This window comes from Terrabacter tumescens (assembly GCF_014646815.1).
GTDB classification, from domain to species: Bacteria; Actinomycetota; Actinomycetes; order Actinomycetales; family Dermatophilaceae; genus Terrabacter; species Terrabacter tumescens.
In genome coordinates, this window is the sequence record NZ_BMNZ01000002.1 from 306,010 (window position 1) to 325,194 (window position 19,185).

Annotated in this window: 19 protein-coding genes; 7 read left to right on the forward strand and 12 right to left on the reverse strand. The window is 73.6% G+C overall.

What is annotated here, in order from left to right; genetic code table 11:
• Positions 1 to 25: 25 nt before the first annotated feature.
• Both IEY30_RS05405 and IEY30_RS05410 read right to left on the reverse strand, forming a co-directional pair.
• Entirely contained in the window at positions 26 to 493 is a 468-nt protein-coding gene (locus tag IEY30_RS05405; protein WP_030197955.1) for a GNAT family N-acetyltransferase, read from the reverse strand.
• A gap of 38 nt (positions 494 to 531) precedes the next feature.
• Positions 532 to 1,419, reverse strand: a complete 888-nt coding sequence (locus tag IEY30_RS05410) for a DUF429 domain-containing protein (protein ID WP_162181005.1) — start codon at positions 1,417 to 1,419, stop codon at positions 532 to 534.
• A gap of 113 nt (positions 1,420 to 1,532) precedes the next feature.
• Between IEY30_RS05410 and gnd the strand changes: the two genes are divergently transcribed.
• The 4 genes from gnd to IEY30_RS05430 all read left to right on the forward strand — a co-directional run bounded on the left by gnd (position 1,533) and on the right by IEY30_RS05430 (position 7,416).
• On the forward strand, positions 1,533 to 2,984 hold the full coding sequence (gene gnd, locus IEY30_RS05415; protein ID WP_030197960.1) for an NADP-dependent phosphogluconate dehydrogenase: 1,452 nt from the start codon (positions 1,533 to 1,535) through the stop codon (positions 2,982 to 2,984).
• A gap of 85 nt (positions 2,985 to 3,069) precedes the next feature.
• Positions 3,070 to 4,464 carry a sigma 54-interacting transcriptional regulator gene (locus tag IEY30_RS05420; protein WP_030197962.1) on the forward strand — a complete coding sequence of 465 codons (1,395 nt, stop codon included), beginning with the start codon at positions 3,070 to 3,072 and terminating at the stop codon, positions 4,462 to 4,464.
• Between the two features lie 9 nt (positions 4,465 to 4,473).
• Entirely contained in the window at positions 4,474 to 6,579 is a 2,106-nt protein-coding gene (locus tag IEY30_RS05425; protein ID WP_229674848.1) for a vWA domain-containing protein, read from the forward strand.
• A gap of 72 nt (positions 6,580 to 6,651) precedes the next feature.
• Positions 6,652 to 7,416 carry a GNAT family N-acetyltransferase gene (locus tag IEY30_RS05430; protein ID WP_030197967.1) on the forward strand — a complete coding sequence of 255 codons (765 nt, stop codon included), beginning with the start codon at positions 6,652 to 6,654 and terminating at the stop codon, positions 7,414 to 7,416.
• 2 nt (positions 7,417 to 7,418) lie between these two features.
• Here IEY30_RS05430 and IEY30_RS05435 read toward each other — a convergent pair whose 3' ends face one another.
• Positions 7,419 to 7,985: a BUD32 family EKC/KEOPS complex subunit gene (locus IEY30_RS05435; protein ID WP_156035249.1), complete on the reverse strand. Its 567-nt coding sequence runs from the start codon at positions 7,983 to 7,985 to the stop codon at positions 7,419 to 7,421.
• 309 nt (positions 7,986 to 8,294) lie between these two features.
• Complete coding sequence (locus IEY30_RS05440) at positions 8,295 to 9,194, reverse strand: thermonuclease family protein (protein WP_081920470.1); 900 nt, start codon at positions 9,192 to 9,194, stop codon at positions 8,295 to 8,297.
• A 135-nt stretch (positions 9,195 to 9,329) separates the two neighbouring features.
• On the opposite strand from IEY30_RS05440, the gene IEY30_RS05445 reads away from it, so the two are divergent.
• Positions 9,330 to 9,728: an iron chaperone gene (locus IEY30_RS05445; RefSeq protein ID WP_030197978.1), complete on the forward strand. Its 399-nt coding sequence runs from the start codon at positions 9,330 to 9,332 to the stop codon at positions 9,726 to 9,728.
• Between the two features lie 27 nt (positions 9,729 to 9,755).
• Here the strand turns inward: IEY30_RS05445 and IEY30_RS05450 are convergent, their stop codons facing one another.
• From IEY30_RS05450 to IEY30_RS05465, 4 genes are all read right to left on the reverse strand, one after another.
• Positions 9,756 to 10,037 (reverse strand): DUF427 domain-containing protein, encoded by a 282-nt coding sequence (locus IEY30_RS05450; RefSeq protein WP_030197979.1) that lies wholly within the window; start codon positions 10,035 to 10,037, stop codon positions 9,756 to 9,758.
• Positions 10,038 to 10,156: 119 nt separating this feature from the next.
• Positions 10,157 to 10,414 carry a DUF4287 domain-containing protein gene (locus tag IEY30_RS05455; protein WP_030197980.1) on the reverse strand — a complete coding sequence of 86 codons (258 nt, stop codon included), beginning with the start codon at positions 10,412 to 10,414 and terminating at the stop codon, positions 10,157 to 10,159.
• Between the two features lie 93 nt (positions 10,415 to 10,507).
• A complete protein-coding gene (locus IEY30_RS05460; RefSeq protein WP_030197981.1) occupies positions 10,508 to 11,857 on the reverse strand; it encodes an NAD(P)/FAD-dependent oxidoreductase in 1,350 nt (449 codons plus the stop codon).
• Positions 11,854 to 12,918, reverse strand: a complete 1,065-nt coding sequence (locus IEY30_RS05465) for a saccharopine dehydrogenase NADP-binding domain-containing protein (protein ID WP_030197984.1) — start codon at positions 12,916 to 12,918, stop codon at positions 11,854 to 11,856. Before IEY30_RS05465 ends, IEY30_RS05460 begins: the two co-directional genes overlap by 4 nt.
• Before the next feature lie 173 nt (positions 12,919 to 13,091).
• On the opposite strand from IEY30_RS05465, the gene IEY30_RS05470 reads away from it, so the two are divergent.
• Positions 13,092 to 13,391, forward strand: coding sequence for a hypothetical protein (locus tag IEY30_RS05470; protein ID WP_081920471.1), 300 nt, complete (start codon positions 13,092 to 13,094; stop codon positions 13,389 to 13,391).
• On the opposite strand, the gene IEY30_RS05475 is transcribed toward IEY30_RS05470, so the two are convergent.
• From IEY30_RS05475 to IEY30_RS05490, 4 genes are all read right to left on the reverse strand, one after another.
• Complete coding sequence (locus IEY30_RS05475) at positions 13,363 to 13,953, reverse strand: dihydrofolate reductase family protein (protein ID WP_030197989.1); 591 nt, start codon at positions 13,951 to 13,953, stop codon at positions 13,363 to 13,365. The two genes, IEY30_RS05470 and IEY30_RS05475, sit on opposite strands and share 29 nt — an antisense overlap.
• Before the next feature lie 21 nt (positions 13,954 to 13,974).
• Complete coding sequence (locus tag IEY30_RS05480) at positions 13,975 to 14,910, reverse strand: DNA glycosylase AlkZ-like family protein (protein WP_081920472.1); 936 nt, start codon at positions 14,908 to 14,910, stop codon at positions 13,975 to 13,977.
• 360 nt (positions 14,911 to 15,270) lie between these two features.
• A complete protein-coding gene (locus tag IEY30_RS05485) occupies positions 15,271 to 15,801 on the reverse strand; it encodes a YceI family protein (protein ID WP_030197991.1) in 531 nt (176 codons plus the stop codon).
• Positions 15,798 to 16,133 carry a hypothetical protein gene (locus tag IEY30_RS05490; RefSeq protein WP_052358512.1) on the reverse strand — a complete coding sequence of 112 codons (336 nt, stop codon included), beginning with the start codon at positions 16,131 to 16,133 and terminating at the stop codon, positions 15,798 to 15,800. The genes IEY30_RS05485 and IEY30_RS05490 overlap by 4 nt, the downstream gene beginning before the upstream one ends.
• 179 nt (positions 16,134 to 16,312) lie before the next feature.
• On the opposite strand from IEY30_RS05490, the gene IEY30_RS05495 reads away from it, so the two are divergent.
• A complete protein-coding gene (locus tag IEY30_RS05495; RefSeq protein ID WP_030197998.1) occupies positions 16,313 to 19,183 on the forward strand; it encodes a helix-turn-helix transcriptional regulator in 2,871 nt (956 codons plus the stop codon).
• Positions 19,184 to 19,185: the final 2 nt, after the last annotated feature.

Sequence of the window (19,185 nt, forward strand, 5' to 3'; positions counted from 1 at the left end):
CACCTCGCGGCTGACGTCTGCGTCGTCAGTCGCGAGGTCGGAGCTCGAGGGTCATGAAGGTGCTGAGCGGGTCGGGGCGGTAGGCGCCGAACGGCACGCACTCGGTGAAGCCGTGCGCGGCATAGAGGGCACGGGCCGGCGCGAAGAAGTCGTCGGAGCCGGTCTCGAGGCTGACCCGTGCCAGTCCACGGCGGCGGGCCTCGGCGAGGATCTCGCCCAGCACTGCGCGAGCGACCCCACGGCGTTGCGCGTCCGGGGCGGTGCGCATCGACTTCACCTCGCCGTGGCCGGGCTCGATCTCGGCCAGGGCCCCGCAGCCGAGCACCGCGTCGTCGGCGCGCGCCACCCAGAGCGTGACGCCCGGCGCTCGCAGCCCGTCGAGGTCGAGGGCGTGCGTGCTCTCCGGCGGCGACATCGACCGCAGCTGCGAGACGTGCCCGTCGAGCAGGTCGATGACGGCCGGGTCCGTCAGGTCGTCCACGGTGATCCGCATGGCACCCATGGTCGGGCACGCGCGTCGGTGGCCGGCGCTCAGGCCCAGATGGCGGCCGGGATGCCGTCGGAGAACACCTCGGGCGGGTCGGGGAGCGGCCGTGCCAGACCGGCTGCGTGCCGGGCGGCCGACCACGCGACCGCACAGGCGTCGAGGACGTCGTCGGCGGCATACCCCGAGCCCCGGAGCACGGACGGGCGCGCGATGCCCGCGGCGGCCAGGGCCTCGAGGCGCCGGTCGCGACCCTCGTCGGTCTTCTTGCTCGCGGCGATCGGGGCGCCCGCCATGGCCGCGAAGGACACCTCTGGGTGGATCTCGAGCACCGTGACGGTCGGTCGGGTGCGCAGCCACGCGTCCACCTCGACGATCTTGTCGCGCAGCGCGAAGGCCTGCGCGCCGACGCCCTGACCGACGAGCCCACGATTGACGATGTCGGCCTCGAGCCGCGTCGCCGCGGCATACGCCGAGCGCGTCAGGGTCGAGAAGATCGAGGACACCTTGCCGGGGAGCGCCCGCCGCGCGAGCTGGTCGGCCTGGCGAATCGTGCTGTCGGGCAAGCCGATCGGGATGTCGATGCCGACGACCCGGATGCCGGTCGACTCCCGAACCATCGCGACGAGCTCGCCGATGGTCGGCGCCACGACGATGCGCGGCCGGGGCGCACCGGGCTCGAGCAGCGCGCCCACCCAGCCGGCCTTGCAGCCGTCGACGCCGAGCACCGGCGCGACGACGTCGACGGGAGCCGGTCGGCCCGCCGCGGCCGCGTCCGAGGCCCGCTCGAGCACGTCCGCCAGCCGCCGCAGCGACGCGACGCCGTCGGCGAGGGCCTCGCGGACGCCCGGGTCGGCGTCCGCGGGCAGGCCCGACAGCTCGCCGGCCAGCTCGTCACCCAGCTCCACGACCCGCCGCTGCACTCCCGCGTCCATGGGTCCACCCAACCCCATCGCCGGGCGGGTGGGCAGGGGTGGTGGCAGGGGTGGTGCGTGCCGAGGGGTGGACGGCCTGGAATGCGCCGGTCGCCGAGGAGGTTGCCGCCCTCATGGAGACACGCGCAACGATCGGCGTCACCGGCCTCGCCACGATGGGCCGCAACCTCGCCCGCAACATCGCCCGACACGGGCACACGGTGGCGGTCCACAACCGCACGACCTCGCGCATGACGAGCCTCGTGGAGCAGTTCGGTGACGAGGGTGACTTCGTCGGCGCCGAGACGATCGAGGACTTCGTCGCAGCGATCCAGAAGCCGCGGGCCATCATCGTCATGGTCAAGGCCGGCGCCCCGACCGACGCCGTCATCGACGAGCTCGTGCCGCTGCTCGACGAGGGCGACATCGTCGTCGACGCCGGCAACGCGTACTTCGCCGACACCCGCCGTCGCGAGAAGGCCCTGTCCGACAAGGGGATCCACTTCGTCGGCATGGGCGTCTCGGGCGGCGAGGAGGGTGCGCTCAACGGCCCCTCGATCATGGTCGGTGGCTCGGACCACGCCTACGAGCGCCTCGCGCCCGTCGTCGAGTCCATCGCCGCGCAGGTCGACGGCACGCCCTGCGCCGCGCACCTCGGCCCGGACGCCGCCGGACACTTCGTCAAGATGGTCCACAACGGCATCGAGTACGCCGACATGCAGCTCATCGCCGAGTCCTTCGACCTGCTGCGCAGCGTCCTCGGGCTCGAGCCGGCGCAGATCGCCGACGTCTTCCGCGAGTGGAACGAGGGCGATCTCGAGTCCTTCCTCATCGAGATGACCGCCGACGTCCTCGCCCACACCGACTCCTCGACCGGCAAGCCGTTCGTCGACGTCGTCGGCGACGCGGCCGAGCAGAAGGGCACCGGCCGCTGGACCGTGCAGAGCGCTCTCGACCTCGGCGTGCCCGTCACCGGCATCGCCGAGGCGACCTTCGCCCGCAGCCTGTCGGGCCACACGAGCCAGCGCGCCGCAGTGCGCGAGACCTTCGCGGACCTCGCCGAGCTCGACCCGGCCACGCAGCGTGACGTCGACCGCGACGCCTTCGTCGACGACGTCCGCGCCGCGCTCTACGCGTCCAAGATCGTCGCCTACGCGCAGGGCTTCGACCAGCTCGCCGCCGGGTCGAAGGAGCACGGGTGGGACCTCGACCTCGGTGAGGTCGCGACGATCTGGCGCGGCGGCTGCATCATCCGCGCCCGCTTCCTCGACCGCATCAAGGAGGCGTATGCCGCCGAGCCCGGTCTCGAGACCCTCCTGACCGCGCCGTGGTTCGCCGACGCGATCGGCAACGGGGTGCAGGCCTGGCGCCGCGTCGTCGCCGTGTCCGCCGAGCGTGGTGTGCCGGCCCCGGCCTTCGCGTCGTCGCTCGCCTACTTCGACGGACTGCGCCGCGACCGCCTGCCGGCCGCGCTCATCCAGGCGCTGCGCGACAACTTCGGTGCGCACACCTACACGCGCACCGACCGCGAGGGCACCTTCCACACCGACTGGGCCGGCGACCGCGCCGAGTCCTCGCCGGCCTGACCAGCAGACGACGGAGATCCGGAGACTCGGGCACGCGGCATACGCACCCTTCGACACTGTCGGGAGTCGGACGTAGCGTGAAGCAATGACCCACCCCGACACCGGTGCCACCACCCTCGGCGAGCTGCGTGCCTCCGGCCACGTCCACCGCAGCGTCAAGAGCGAGATCCGCGAGAACCTCCTGGCCCGGCTGCGGGCCGGTGAGGACGCCTTCCCGGGGATGGTCGGCTTCGACGAGACGGTGCTGCCCGAGCTCGAGACGGCGCTGCTCGCCGGTCACGACCTCGTGCTGCTCGGCGAGCGCGGACAGGGCAAGACGCGCCTCATGCGCACGCTCGCGGGCCTGCTCGACGAGTGGAGCCCCGTCGTCGAGGGCTGCGAGATCGGCGACGACCCGCACCAGCCGTCGTGCGTGCGCTGCCGGCGGATGACCGCCGAGCTCGGCGAGGACCTGCCCGTCGTGTGGCGCCACCGCAGCGAGCGCTACACCGAGAAGCTCGCGACCCCTGACACGAGCGTCGGTGACCTCGTCGGCGACGTCGACCCGGTCAAGGTCGCGCAGGGTCGCACGCTCGGTGACCCCGAGACGGTGCACTACGGCCTCGTGCCGCGCAGCAACCGCGGCATCTTCGGCCTCAACGAGCTGCCCGACCTCGCCGAGCGCATCCAGGTCGCGCTCTTCAACGTGCTCGAGGAGCGCGACATCCAGATCCGCGGCTACTCGCTGCGGCTGCCCCTCGACCTGCTGCTCGTCGCCACGGCCAACCCCGAGGACTACACCAACCGCGGCCGCATCATCACGCCGCTCAAGGACCGCTTCGGCGCCGAGATCCGCACCCACTACCCGACCGAGGTCAGCGACGAGGTCGCCCTCATCGCGCAGGAGTCCAACCTCGTCGCCGACGTGCCCGAGCACCTCCTCGAGGTCGTGGCGCGTTTCACCCGCGGGCTGCGCGAGTCCTCCGCCGTCGACCAGCGCTCGGGGGTGTCGGCGCGCTTCGCGATCGCCGGGGCCGAGGGGGTGGCCGGCTCCGCACTGCGTCGTGCGGCCCGTACCGGTGAGGCGTATGCCGTCGCGCGCGTCTGCGACGTCCCCACCGTCGTGCCCACGCTCCTCGGCAAGGTCGAGTTCGAGATGGGCGAGGAGGGTCGTGAGCGCGACGTGCTGACGCACCTGCTGCGCCTCGCGGTCGCCGAGACCTACCGAGCGCGCCTGTCAGGCCTCGACCTGACCGGCTTCACCGACCTCTTCGCCGAGGGTGCCGTCGTCGAGACCGGAGAGCTCGTGCCCGGCGCCGACCTGCTCGCCCAGGTGGGCCCGATCTCGGGGCTGTCCAAGGTGCTCGACCGGCTCGGCCACGGCGACGACGCGACGCCGGGACAGGTCGCGGCGGCCATCGAGTTCGTCCTCGAGGGCCTGCACCTGACCCGACGCATCGACAAGGACTCCGTCGCCGGCCGCACGGTCTACGGGGCGTAGGTCGTGCCGATGACACCGCCGATGCCACCCAGAGGTCCGGGCGAGGGCGGTGACGTGCACGGGCGCTTCCGCTACACGCCGTGGCACGGCGGGCCCGACCCGCTCGCGCCGCCGTTCGACGTGCGCTCCGCCCTCGACGAGGTGGGCCAGGACGTCCTGGCCGGTGGCTCGCTGCGCGAGGCGCTGCGCGAGCTCATGCGACGCGGCATGGATGGGCGCCGCGGCCTCGACGACCTCGCCGACCGCGTCCGCCGGCTGCGGGAGGCCGCGCGCCGCCGTGGCGACCTCGGCGGCACGCTCGACCAGGTGCGCGCGATGCTCGACCAGGCCCTCGCCGAGGAGCGCGACACCCTCGCCGGCGAGTCCGGCGACGACGCCCGCCTCGCGGAGATGGACCTCGCGACGATCCCCGACGACGTCGCCGGCGCCGTGCGCGCGCTCGGGGACTACGCGTGGCACTCGCCCGAGGCGCAGCAGACCTTCGAGCAGATCCAGCAGATGCTCCAGCGCGAGGTCGTCGGCGCGCAGTTCGAGGGCCTCAAGCAGGCGCTGTCGGGCAACGACCCGCAGGCCATGCAGGCGGTCAAGGACATGCTCGCCGACCTCAACCAGCTGCTCGCCGCGCACGCCCGCGGGGAGGACACCGAGGACCAGTTCCGCGACTTCATGGACAAGCACGGCGACCTCTTCCCGGAGCAGCCCGGATCCGTCGACGAGCTCATCGACGCCCTCGCCCGGCGCCAGGCCGCGGCCGACCGGCTGATGGCCTCGCTGACCCCCGAGCAGCGCGAGCAGCTCGGCCAGCTCATGTCCGACGCCCTCGGCGACCCCGACCTCGCCTCGCAGATGGCGCAGCTCTCGGACAACCTCCGGGCGCTCCGGCCGGGCCTCGACCGCCGCAGCCCGGTGCAGCAGGGGCAGGGCGAGCCGATGGGCTACGGGGACGCCGTCGGCGCGGTGGCCGAGCTCGCCGACCTCGAGCAGCTCGGCGAGCAGCTCGGACAGGGCTACTTCGGCGCCACCCTCGACGACGTCGACGTCGAGCGCCTCGAGCAGTACCTCGGCGCCGACGCCGCCCGCGACATGGAGGCGCTGCGCCAGCTCGAGCGCGAGCTCGAGCGGCAGGGCTACGTCTCGCGCGGCGACGACGGCCTGCGCCTCACGCCGCGGGCCGTGCGGCGGCTGGGGGAGACGGCGCTCAAGCGGGTCTTCGAGCGCGTCGAGGCAGCGGGACGCGGTGACCACGACGACCGCGCCGCCGGTCAGGCCGACGAGCTGACGGGCCTCAGCCGGCAGTGGGAGTTCGGCGACGAGCTGCCCATCGACACGGTCCGCACCGTCTCCAACGCATTGCAGCGCAACGCCCGAGGGCGTGGAACTGGGCACTCCACCACGAGCGGGTTGCCCCCCACCCCGTCGAGTGCCCATTTCCTGACGGGTCCGGGCGACCCGGCATTCCGGCGCAGAGCGCCGGCTCCAGGGAGCGGCGGGGTGGAGCTGCTCGTCGAGGACTTCGAGGTCGCCGAGACGGAGCGGCGGGCCGTCGCCGCGGTCGCTCTGTGCGTCGACATGTCCTTCTCGATGATGCAGGAAGGGCGGTGGGGGCCGATGAAGCAGACGGCGCTCGCGCTCTCGCACCTCGTGCAGACCCGCTTCCGGCACGACGCGCTGCAGATCATCGGCTTCAACCTCACGGCGCGGAAGCTGACGCCCACCGAGCTCACCGAGGCCGAGCCCGAGTGGGTGCAGGGCACCAACCTCCAGCACGCCCTGATGCTCGCGTCGCGGCACCTGCGCCGGCACCCCGACGCCGAGCCGGTCGTCCTCGTCGTCACCGACGGTGAGCCGACGGCGCACATCGAGATCGACGGGCGGCCGACCTTCCACTGGCCCGCGACGCAGCAGACCGTGCGTGCGACGGTCGCCCAGGTCGACGAGCTGCGACGTTCCGGCGCCCAGCTCAACATCTTCATGCTCGGCGACGACCCCGGGCTCGCACGGTTCGTCGACGCCGTGGCGCGCCGGGCGGGTGGTCGGGTCTTCACGCCCGACATCGCGCGGCTCGGTGAGTACGTCGTCGCCGACTACCTCCGCACCCGTCGCGGGCGGCGCTGAGGGGTGCCGAACGGCGCTGGGGGCGCGTCAATTCGGTCGCTCGAGGGTGGCGGTCCCTGTCATCGTGACGGCATGGCACGAGGTCACGACGCGCGGCTGGACCGCATCGAGGCGTACTACGACTGCGTGCCGCGCGCCGTCGCCTCTGCCGAGGAGGTCGGGCCCTTCACGCTCTTCGTCGCCGACGAGGGCACGGGGTGGCAGTTCTACGCGCGGCCGCGCCTGGGTGGCCGGGGCGTCTTCACGCCCGAGGACGTATGCCGTGTGCTCGCGCGCCAGCAGCAGCTCGGGGTGCCGCGGGCCATCGAGTGGGTCGACGAGGTCACCCCGTCGCTGCTGCCCGCGGTGCGCGCGGCCGGTCACGAGCCGCACCTCTACCCGTTGCTCGTGATGCCGGCCGACGTGGTCGTGGCGCCGGACCCGCGGGCCCGGGCGCTGCAGCCTGCCGAGCCGCACCTCTCGCTCGCCCTGGGCTCGGTGTCGGCGGGGTTCGCCGGGCACGACGAGGTGAAGCCGAAGGACCCGGGGCGGCGCCCCGAGCTCATGGAGCGCGGCGACCTCGTGGTCGTCGCCTCGTTCGAGGACCACCGTCTGTGCGGCGCGGGGTCGGCGGCTCCCCGCGGCGACGTCGCCGAGCTGATGGGGATCGCGGTGCCGCCCGGTCACCGGGGACACGGTCACGGGACGGCGATCACGAGCACGCTCGTCGCCTCGTGCCGCGAGCGCGGCGTCGACACCGTCTTCCTGTCGGCAGGGTCCGACGCCGCGGCCGACATCTACCGCCGCGTGGGCTTCGTCGACGTCGGCACGGCCTGCATCCTCGGCCTCGACGACTGAGGTCAGCCGACCTCGGCGAGCGCCTCCGCGAGGTAGGGGCGGAAGGCATCGGCCCACGGCGCGCTGGTGGCCGGCAGGGTCGGCAGACTCTGCGGTGCCGGCTCGGTCGACCTCGACACGAACGACATCGCCGCGGCGGCGGCGAGGGCGAGCAGGTCCGCCGAGTCCCGGTCGCGCAGGATGGGGTCAGCGTTTGCCAGCTCGGCCGTGGACGTCTCTCTGCCGCTCATGGAGCAGTCGAGCGCGAGCATTGCGTGGTCCATCCACGCGGCACCCCGCCCTGCCTGGCCCCAGTCGACGAGGACGGTCCGGTCCGGCGTCAGCACGACGTTGTCGGCACGGATGTTCCAGTGCACGAGGGCATCCCCGTCGATGAGGCCGGCGGCGCGCTCGGCATGGTGGGCCAGCGCGTCGTGGTGCGCCGCCCACCACGGGTCGACGAGGTGGAGCTGGTCAGCCAGCGCTCGCCACCGGGTCAGGAAGATGGGTGAGGACTCCACCGCCGCGGCCACGTCGCCGGCGTCGACGGCGTCCAGCACCGACCGCGCTTCGGCGAGTGCGTCGCTCACCCGGACCAGGTCGGCGTGGCGCCACGGAGCCGGGGGTGGCGAGCCAGGCAGGTCCCCGATGAGCAGCACGACCCAGTCGGCGACATGCCGCCGACGCAGTCGATGACCTGCGCGAGGTCGCCGCCGAGCCGGTCCTCGACCCAGCGCTGCACGTGGCCTGGGGCCTGTGCGTAGGGGATCCGGACTCCGACGCGTGACCACTCATCGGGCGAGCATGCCGACTCGGTGGAGCGGGCTCAACCGGTGATGCGGGTGGTCATTCATGGGCGGGACGGGGCGGGACGGGACGGGACGGGACGCCAGTGATGCTCAGACCTTGGCGGGGCGGAAGCCGGCGGCCTCGGCGTCGGCCATCGTCGCGAAGCACTGCTCGGGCTTGGTGACGTTGTAGTAGCGGTCGGTCGGCTCGTGGGCGATCATCGAGCCCTCGTTGCCCTTGACCGGTCGCGACTGCGGGCAGGGGTACTTGTCGCCAGCCTGGGGCCAGGTGCCGGCGAGGCCGTTGCCACTCGTGCCGCCCGACGTGCTGCCGGCGTTCGGGTCGGCACAGGCGGCCTTCGGGCTCGCGGCGTCGGCGCGCACGTAGGCACCCTCGCGCGGATGGGACCCGTAGCCGTCCCGCGAGTCGTAGCGGGCGACGGCATACCCCTGCTTGATGAGGCGCAGCCCGGCGTCGACACCGTTGACGTCGACGTAGCGCAGCGCTCGGCCATAGCGGTCGACGTCGGTCCGGGCACCCGGCGTCAGGGTGACCCGCTGGCCGCCGATGATGCCGCGCAGGGCGTTGCGGGCCTCGGTGAAGCCGCACTGACCCGTCTCCGGGGTGTCGATGCCGATGACGCGGACTTTCTCGGTCACGCCGCCACGTGAGGCCCAGATCGTGTCGCCGTCGACGACCTTGGTCACGACCCACGTCGTGGCGGCAGAGGTGGCTTTCGTGGTGCTCTTCGTCGCGGCCTTCGACGTCGTCCCGGTCGTCGCCGGCACTGTCGCCGGGGCCTTCGCGGTCGGCGTCGTCGAGGTGGTCGCGGGCGCGGGAGGGGCTGTCGCCCGGGACGCTTGCGGCGCCGTGGTGCGGGTGACCGTGACGAGCGGCTCGGGCCCCGACCCGGCGAGGGCCACGTCGCCGGACCCCCGCGTCGCGTTGCCGCCGATCGCGGCCAACGCCACGAGGGCGGCGATCGTGACGAGTCCCTTGGTCCTGCGCATGGTGCTCCCTGGTCCCCTGGTGGTCGGCTCACGCTAGGCGATCGCCGCACCGGTGTCCGGCGAATCGACCATGGCCGCAGGGGACGCCGTCCGTCACACTGGCGAGGGTCAGGGTGGTGAGGACGAGGGGGACCGATGGCCGAGGCAGAGACGACACCCGCGATGGCGCCCGCGACGAAGGCCACGGCGGCGCCGACGTCGGTGACGGCATACCTCGACGGGTTTCCGGCCGAGCAGCGCGAGGTGCTCGAGCAGGTGCGCGCAGCGATCCTGCGGGGCGTGCCGGGTGGCGAGGAGAAGATCCGCTACGGCATGCCGGCCGTGATGTTCGCCGACCGCTACGGCCTCCACTTCGCGGGATGGAAGAAGCACGTCGGCCTCTACCCCGTCGGCGAGCTCGACCCGGACCTGGAGGCCGAGGTCGCGCCGCACCGGACAACCAAGGACACGGTGCGGTTCTTCTACAAGGACCCGGTGCCCTACGACCTCGTCGAACGGATCGCCCGCGCGCTCGCGGCCCGCCACTCCAGGTGACGGAGCCGCGACTGCGCGGACGAGTCCTCAGTCGGTGACGGTGACGCCGCGCCAGAAGGCGACGCGGTCCTGGATCTGCGCGGCGGCGCTCTTCGGCGTCGGGTAGAACCAGGCGGCGTCGCGGTTGGTGTCGCCGTCGACGGCGATCGAGAAGTAGGAGGCCTGGCCCTTCCAGGGGCACGTCGTCTGCGTGCTGCTGGCGACGAGCACACTGTCGTCGACGGACTCGCGGGGGAAGTAGTGGTTGCCCTCGACGACCACGGTGTCGTCACTCTCGGCGATGACCTTGCCGTTCCAGATCGCGCGCACGCTCAGCTCCTCGTCGTTCGGTCCCCGGGGTGGGGGCGTCTGAGACGACAACGGAGAGGCCTGGCGATTCCTTCCGAACGTTGGACAAGCGGGCGGGTCGGTGACGTGGAGCGGACCGGTCACGCGCCGGCCGCGATGAGGCCGAGCGTGTGGGCGACGACGGCGTTGGCGTGGCCGTGCCCGAGGCCGTGCCCGGTCTTGAGCCACGTCACGAGCTCTCCGTGCCCGACCGTGCCGGCGGCGTGCTGCACGCGGACGAGGCCGATCCAGTGGTCGATCGGCTGGCCGTAGGTGCGCTCGATCGACGGGAAGTACGAGGCCGGGCCCTTGGCCGGCTTGGCTGGCGGCGTGGCGGCGCTGTCGGACTTCGTGCTCATGGCTCCTCCTGAAGTGGTCTTCATGCCATCACGTCGACCGGCGCGCGCGCATCTCGACACCCCGGCAGCTCCGGCGTCAGGCGGTGCGGACGCCTAAGCGGTGCGGACCTCGGCGAGGTCGGCGTCGGCGGGTGCGGTGGTCGGAGCGGTGCGGCCGCGTGCCGCGTGGCGGGCGAGGTCCGCCACGACCTGGGCGGCCTTGCGCCGGCTCGGCATGAACCGCAGGAAGAACGTCAGCCGCAGCACCCACGCGACCCAGCCGGTGAACGGAATGCCGTAGAGCTCGGAGATCGATCGGCCGAAGCCGAAGGACGCCGCTTGGCCGAGGCCGCGGTACGCGAACGGCCGGGTCGGGCGACCACGCAGCGTCCGCGCGAGGTTGCGGCCGACGTGCTCGCCGCCCTTGATCGCCCACAGCGCGTTGGCCGGCACGGGCTCGCCGCTCGTCGGGTGGACGACGCACGCGGCGTCACCGGCGGCCCAGACGCCGTCGACGACCGACAGGTCGGGCCGTGTCACGAGCCGGCCCCGGGGGTCGCGGTGCGCGTCGAGGCCGGGGACGTGGACGGGCCGCTGGCCGATCGTCGCGATGACGGTGCTCGCCGGGAGGGCCGTGCCGTCGGAGAGGTATGCGTGGTCCTCGGTCACCGAGGCGAGGCGCACTCCCAGCCGGACGCGGACACCGAGCCGCTTCAGCTCCCGCTCGGCCCGGCGTGCCAGACGGGGCTGGTCGTCGCGCAGCTCGGGAAGGATGCCGTCGCCCGAGTGGACGAGCTCGACACGGACCCGCGCGCCGCCGAGGTCGGCGGCCGCCGCAGCCATCTCGACGCCGGCCATGCCGCCTCCGGCGACGAGCACCGTGTGCCGGCGCAGCCCGCGGTGGGCGGCTGCCGCGCGGACGCGCTCGGCCAGCACGGCGATGTCTCCGGGGGCGCGCAGCGTGAAGCCGTGCTCGGCCAGTCCCGGCACCGTGGTCGCTGGCTCGCGGCCGCCGGTGCCGACGACGAGCGCGTCGTAGTCGAGGACCCGTTCCGTGCTCGACGCGCCGGACTCGCCGGACTCGCCGGACTCGCCGGACCCGCTGGTCCCGCCGTCAGCGCCGGACGCGGCGGCGAGCCGATAGCGGACGACACGGCGCTCGGCGTCGATCGAGGTCACCCGCCCGAGGACGACGTGCGCGTGCGGCATCGCCTCGACGAGGGGAGTCCGGGTGCGGTCGTAGGGCAGCAGGCCCGCGAGCACCTCGCCCGTGAAGCCATGGAAGCTGTGGGCGTCGTCGGTGCTGATGACGACGACCTGGAAGTCGCCGCGGCGGATGGCACGTCCGGCGTGACGCATCAGACCGGCATACGCGTGGAGGGTGACGTAGCCGCCGCCGAGGAGGACGACGCGGTGGCTGGCGCGGTGGCCAACTCCGTCGCCACCGCGGGCGAGGGTCGTCACGACGCCACCGCCAGGGTCGTCGTGGCGCGGCGTACGGGGACCGGCCGGCCGAAGCTCGTCGGCTCCGCGGCCCGGAAGCCGAGGTGGGCGAGGTCGGCCGCCATGCCGCGGGTGGCGTCGACGAGCTCGAGCGTCGGCACGCCGATGGAGAAGTGGCCGCGGTGGCCCGAGAGGGCGAGCAACGCGGTCTCGGCGAAGCACGCGTAGGAGCGGCCGTCGGGCAGCCCGATGTCGCCGCCGACGAGGCGAAGGCTCGGGATGTCGACGACCCCGCCGTCCACGACTATGACGTCGGGCCGTTCGTCGACGAGCGAGGGCGAGGTGTTGCGCGGCTGCGTGGCGTCGAGCACGACCGCTCCGGGCGCGAGGTGCTGCGGCCCGAGCAGGGCGTCAGCCGAGGCGGTGAGGAGGATGACGAGGTCGGCGGTGGCGACGGCGTCCATGGTCGTGGCGGTGCTGGTCGGGACCTGCCGGCCGACATCGGCGGCGAGTGCGTCGAGCCGTCCGGCCGAGCGGGCGACGAGGGTGAGGCGGGCGACGGCCCGGTCGCGGGCGAGTAGCCGGGTGACGGCCGCCCCGACGCTGCCGGTGGCGCCGACGACCGCGACGTGCGGGTCGGACGCGTGGCCGACGGCGTCGCGCAGGAGCTGTCGGGCCTGGTCGTCGACGATCGCTGCCGTGAACGCGTTGCCGTTCGTGACGCCGATGTCGGTGCGGCTGCGCAGCGAGACCCCGCCCGCGGTCACCGTGGCGGTCAGCGCTCCGAGCCCCACGACGTCGCAGCCGAGGGCGCGGGCCTTGTCGACCGCACGGTGAACGCGGGCTCGGCCTTCGCCGGGCGAGGTGAGCAGGTGGCGCGCCCCGAACGGGACGAGCACGACGTGGCCGACGGGGGCCCCACCGATGTGGATCCCGGCCATGGCGACCGGGCGCAGCGGGAGACGGCGCAGCGCCGCGTCGTAGACAGGGTCCGGCACGCGGCCGAGCGGCGACCAGACGCGGGCGAGGTCCTCGCCGAGGCGGGCCCGCGGGTGGACGGTGAAGGCGAACGTGCTGCTCACGTGGTGCTCCTGAGGGGTCTGCGTGTGCCGGGTGGCGCGGGTCCGCCGCATCGTGGTGCGTGGGGTCGGCGCCGTTGCAGGAGAGGAGGAGCGGACGGAAGGGGTGATACCTCGCGAAGGGCAGCGGACGGCATACGTCCTCGGATCTGGGTACGCGTGCCTAGGCTGGGCGCATGCCGAGGTCGCGCACGGGGAAGTGGTCGATCGCGTCGCGGGACTCGTTCCTGTCGATCGGGTCGACGGGGTCGGTGCTCTCGATCGGGAGCGTGGGCTCGGTGCTGTCGATCGGCGGCGTCGGCTCGTTCGCGTCGTTCCTGTCGATCGGGTCGTCGATGAGCGCGGTGTCGCTGCTGTCGAACATGTCCCGGCTGTCGGTGCTCTCGCACCAGAGCGACGCGTCAGTGATGTCGGCGCAGTCGAAGCGGGCGGTGCGCGGCTATCGCGTCAACGGGCAGCTGGGGCGGCGTCCCTAGGGCGGTAGACGAGCCAGAGCGCCCCGGTGGGCGTCGGCGTGGCGCTGACCAGCGTCAGCCGCTGCAGGTCGGTGGCCCGCTCGAAGAGCCGACGGCCCTCGGGGTCGACGACCGGCGCGACGGCGAGGTGCAGCTCGTCGACGAGGCCCTCGGCGATCAGTGACTGGGCGAGCTCGATGCTGCCGTGCACGCCGATGTCGTTGCCCGGCAGGGCTTTCAGGTCGCGGACGGTGTCGGCGAGCGTGCCGTGGAGTGCCTCTGCATCGCCCCACTCGGTGGTGAGCGGTGTCGAGGTGACGACGTACTTCTTGACGCCGTTGATGAAGTCGGCGAAGGGCTGGACGTCGGAGGTCGGCCAGTAGCGTGACCACGCGTCGTACATGTGACGGCCGAGGAGCACGGCGTCCTGCTGCTCGATGAGGGCGGTCTCGCGGGCGATGAGCTCGTCGTCGAAGGTGGGCGGCTCGGGGTGCTCTGGGTCGATGTCGGCCGGGAAGAGGCGGTTCGGGTCGTCGACGGCGCCGTCGAGCGAGGTGATGACGTAGGCGACGATGCGACGCACGGGGGCTCCTGGTGTCGGGGTCTAGGGCGCGGCGGGACCACTGAGGGTGAGGCCGAGCCACGCAGCGAGGTCGGCGATCTCGCGGTGGACGGCCGTCGTGATCGCCTTGGTGAAGCGGACGTCCTCGTGGATGGCGTTGACGACGAGGGTGCCGGCCTTGCGGTCGGCCTGGGCGTCGAGCTTCCCGACGAGCCGGTCGTGGTGCAGGATCGGCAGCGCGAAGTAGCCCCAGCGGCGCTGGGGCTTGGGCTTGTACATCTCGAGGATGTACTCGAATCCCCACAGCTGCTCGGCGCGGGCCCGGTCGTGGATCAGCCGGTCGAAGGGGCTCAGCAGGGCGGTGCGCCCACGGAAGTCGTCGACGACGTCGAGGTATGCCGGGTGGACGCGCCACGTGCCCGGCACCCCTTCGACCTCGGCGGGCTCACCCGCCTCGCCGACGAAGGGACCCTCGCCCGGCATGACGGTGCCGCTCGAGCGGGCGATGCCGAGGGCGGCGAGGCGGCGCTCGTTGCGGTGGGCGATGGCCTGCTCGAGGGTGAGCCGCGGCAGGTCGGGCGGGTAGACGCGCCCGGGGAGGTCGAAGTAGCGCTGACGCCCCTTGCGGCCCGCGATGGCGACCTCGCCGCGCAGGGCCAGGGCCAGGGCATCTTGGTGATGTTGCGGTTGTTGGTCCAGCCGGTCGAGGGCCACGGGACGACGCTGGTGTCGGGGATGTCGCGCGAGAGCAGCGGCCCGTCGGCCTCGAGCGTGTCGAGGATGTCGCGGCGGAAGGAGTCGTTGGCCTCGAGCCAGTCGGCCATGAAGCGGTAGGGCTCGGCCTCGCGGACCTCGGCGAGCACGGCCGGGACGTCCTTGGGGCTGCGCACGTAGGCGACGGTCTCGACGAGGGAGCGGTCCTGCTCGATGGCCGCGGTGAGGTGGGCGGGGTCGTAGGTGCGGCCGAGCCGGCTCCAGAGCACGAGGTCGGCGCTGGGGGCGATGGCCGCGGTCGGGTCGATCTGCAGGATGGTCAGCCGCTCGACCGTCGCGACGAGGTCGGTGGGGCGCGGCCGGTCGAGCAGCTGCGCGTGCACCGCGATGCGGCGTGCGCGCTCGACCGTGAGCTGGTGGGCCACCATGCCGCCGACCCTAGCCACCCCCACCGACACGTGCCGGTCGGAGCGCCGGGCGCGGCCGGACGCGGGCTCCGGTCCCCACCCGCGAGCCTGCGAACCCCTTCCGGAGACACCTGAGACACCCGAGCGGCTCGGGGGACCGGAGCCCCCAGATCCCCCGAGCCCCCGAGCCCCCGAGCCCGACGCGGTGCGCTCGCGCTCAGCCGCGGGTGAGCTCGAGGTCGACGTCGAGCTCGACATCGCGTCCGACGATGAAGGTCGGCACCCGCATACCGAGGCCGGTGCGGTCGAGGCGTCCGGTCACGTGCACCCGCACGCGCTCGTCGTCGAGGGTCGTCGGCGTGACCTCGAGATCGAGGGGACAGGAGGCGCCGCGAGCCGACAGGTGCGCGTGGACGGTCCATCCGCCGTCGCCCGTCGTGGTCGTCCCGGCCTCGACGACGATGCGGGGGTGGGCCTCGGCGTCGAGGAAGTGGCGGCCCAGCAGGTCGCGGTCGCGGCGGCCGTTGCCGGTCATGATGCCGGCCGTGTCGAGCTCGACCCTGGCGCTGACGACCTGCCCGGCGGCATCCGTCACGACGGCACCGGTGGTGACGGGCAGGCTGCCTCGGACGGTGTGGACGAGCTTGTCCTTGATGGCGAAGCGCGCCGTGCTGGCGGGTCCGTCGACGGTCCAGGTCCCGGCCGGGACGGCTGCCGGTCGCAGGGCCCTGTCGGCCTGGCTGCTCATCGCGCACCCGCCGTCTCCGCGACGAACGCCTCGGCCACGGTGTAGCGCTCGGCCCGGGACGCCCCCGGAAGCAGCGCCGGGTCCTCCCCGGGGACGAGGTCGGACGTCATGATGAGCTCCGTCATCGCGTCGAGGGTGGCCTCGGACCCGGTGACGATGAGCATGGCGCGACCGCCGTCGGGCTGGCGCAGGTCGTAGCGCGCGACGATGTCGTCGCGGATGCGCGCATTGGCCTCGACGAGCGGCCTGATGCGTTGCGAGTCGGCGAGCTCGGCGGCCGCGAGCAGCTCGGGCGACTGCGGTCCGTCGAAGATGATGAGCTGGGCGTGCATGGTGTCTCCTTGGGTTGGCTGTCCTGGTCCTGGCTGTCCCGGACGGGCGATTCGGTGATCCGGTCGGGCGATGCGACCACCGTCCCGCTCGGGGGGCAGGTCGCGCCTCAGTGGAGCCACGGAGGTCGCCACTGAAAACGCGGGCGACGCGCGACCGTGGCGAGCGGGATACTCGCCTCGTGGTCGCGATCGTCGGTCGCTCGGAACAGCTCGCCGTCATCGACGGGGCGCTCGCCGCCGCGGCGGCGGGCCGGGGTGGTCTCGTGCTCGTGACGGGTGAGAGCGGCATCGGCAAGACATCGCTGGCCGACGCGGCCCGGCAGCGGGCGGCGGCCCTGGGCCTGCAAGCCGCTCACGGGTATGCCGTCGACGACCCGGGTGCGCCCGTGCTGTGGCCGTGGCGCCGGGTCGGCACGCGGATCCCGGAGCTGGAGGAGGTCCTCGGGGCCGTGACCGTGCCGGACCTCGACGACGACGTGGTGCGTTTCGGCGTCAGCGAGGCCGTGGCCGACGGGCTGCGACGGGCAGCGGGCGCGGCGGGGCTGCTCATCCTCCTCGAGGACCTGCACTGGGCCGACTCGCTGTCGGTGGCGCTCCTGCGACACGTCGCGCTCGACATCGCGGCGTCCCCGGTGCTCGTCGTGGCGACGGCCCGCGACGACCCCTCGACGCCGTTCGGTCGCACGCTGCCCGACCTGTTGCGGGGGAGCGCTGCCGAGTCGCTCCCGCTGCGGGGGCTGAGCCCGGGCGAGGTGGTGCAGTGGCTGGCGAGCGACGAGGCGACGGCGGCATGGTGCCCGCTCGCCGACGAGCTCGTGGCCCGGACCGATGGCAACCCCTTCTACATCCGCGTCCTCACCTCGGAGGCGCCGCCGCCGTCGGGCAGCCTCCACGACGTGCTGGCCGAGCGGAGCGGGATGCGGGGACTGCTCGTCGCGCCGCTCCTCCGGCTGACCGACGAGGCCCGGCACACCATCGCCACCGCCGCGCTGATGTCCGAGCGGCTCTCGCCGACTCTGCTGGCAGCGGCCACGGGCCGGACGGTCCCGGTCGTCAGCGACCACATCGCGGCGGCCACGCGGGCAGGCCTGCTGGAGCACGGCGTGACGGGCCTGTCGTTCGTGCACGCCCTCGTGCGGGACGCGGTCGTCGCCCACACGGACCCGCAGGAGCGGTCGAGCGCCGAGGCCGCCATCGCCGCAGCGATGGAGGGGACCGGCGACACGCTGCTCGTCGGCGCCGCTGCCGCGCACTGGGACCGGGCCGGCACCCCGGAGGCATCGGTGCGCTGTCGGGAGGGCGCGCGCACCGCGGCCGCCCAAGCGGCCGCCGCACGCGCCCACGAGGAGGCGGTGGCCTTCGCCCGGATGAGCCTGCGCCACGCGCGTCGACTGGGTGCGGAGGGAGCGGACCTCGCCGAGCGCCTGGTCGAGCTGGCGCGCTACGAGTGGCTGGCCAACCTCGTGCCCGACGGGGTCGCCTCGTGCGTCGAGGCCGTCGACGTGGCCGAGGCTGCGGGGCGCCCGGACCTCATGGCGCGGGCAGCCCTGGTGCCGCAGGGGATCGGGTCCGTCGAGACCGCGCAGGTCGCCGGCCGGCTGTGCCGCCGGGCGCTGGCCCTCATCCCGGAGGATCAGCTGGCCGAGCGGTCCGGGCTCATGTGCCTCATGGCCGTGGCTGCTGCGGACGAGGCCGTCGACGAGAGCGCCGGCCCCCTGTCGGCCAGTGCTCTGGACCTCGCTCGCCGGTCCGGCTCTGCCCAGGCCGAACTCGAAGCCATCGCCGCGCGGCACTACGTCCTGTCGTATCCGCAGGCCATCGAGGAGCGCACCGTGCTCGCCGACCGCGCGGTCGAGCTTGGGCGCACCTCCACCACGGCCATGGGCGGCCTCTGGGGACACCTGTGGCAGTGCGAGATCGCCCTGCAGCAGGGTGACCTCGGTTCGCTCAACCGGTCGATCGAGGAGGTCGACCGCGTTGCGGCCCAACGGTCCTCGCCCGTCGGCCGCTGGCACACGCACCGCCTCCGCGCAGCCCAGGCGGCCGTGACCGGTGCGTTCGACGAAGCACGGCGCGAGTCCGACGCCGGCCTACAGATCGCCGAGCGCGTCGGTGACATCTCGATGGTGGGCATGTGTCACGCCCTCAGCATCCAGCTGGCCATCCTGCGCGGGGACCCGGGCGACGTGCCCGAGGGCGCACTTCCGCTGATGGAGAGGGGCGCACCGCCGATCCCGCTCCTGCACGCCTCGATCGCCCAGACCCTCGTGCTCGTGGGCCAACCGGAGCGGGCCGTGGCCGTCCTCGAGCCGTTGCGCGACCTGCCGGGACGCCTGCCGCTGGGCCCCCGGTGGATGGGCACCATCGGCCAGGTCGGCCTCGCCGGAGCAGCGGTCGGTGACGCAGAGCTGGCAGGCCGATGCCACGCGCTGCTGGCGCCGATCGCGCACTGGGGTTCCGCGGACGGGGGCGGGAGCCCCTTCACCTACGGCTCGAACGAGTACCTCGTCGGCACGCTGGCGCTCGCCGTCGGCGACCTCGACGTGGCCGCCGGCCACTTCCGGCGAGCGGTGGACGCCGACCTGCGGCTGGGCGCCCGTCCGTTCGTCGCGCTGTCGCGGCTCCGCTGGGCGCAGTGCCTGTCGCGCTCGACGGGCTCGACGGGCTCGACGGGCTCGACGGGCGCGACGGGCTCGACGAGCCCCACGAACACGACGGACGCGGCCAGGACGCCCTCGTCGCCGTCGGTCCGTGCGCTGGCCGAGTCGGCGGCGGAGGAGCTCCGCGTCCTCGACATGCCGGGGCCTCTCGACGAGGCCCGACGCCTCCTCGCCGACCTCGCGCCGGACAGCGAGGCCGGCCCGCTCACGGCCCGCGAGCTCGAGGTGGCGCGGCTCGTCGCCGACGCCTGCACCAACCAGCAGATCGCCGAACGTCTCGTCCTGTCGGTGCGCACGGTCGAGTCCCACGTCCGCAGCGCCCTGGCCAAGCTGGGCTTCAGCACGCGGACCGAGCTGGCCCTCTGGGTGCGCCACCACTCCCGCGGCTGAGA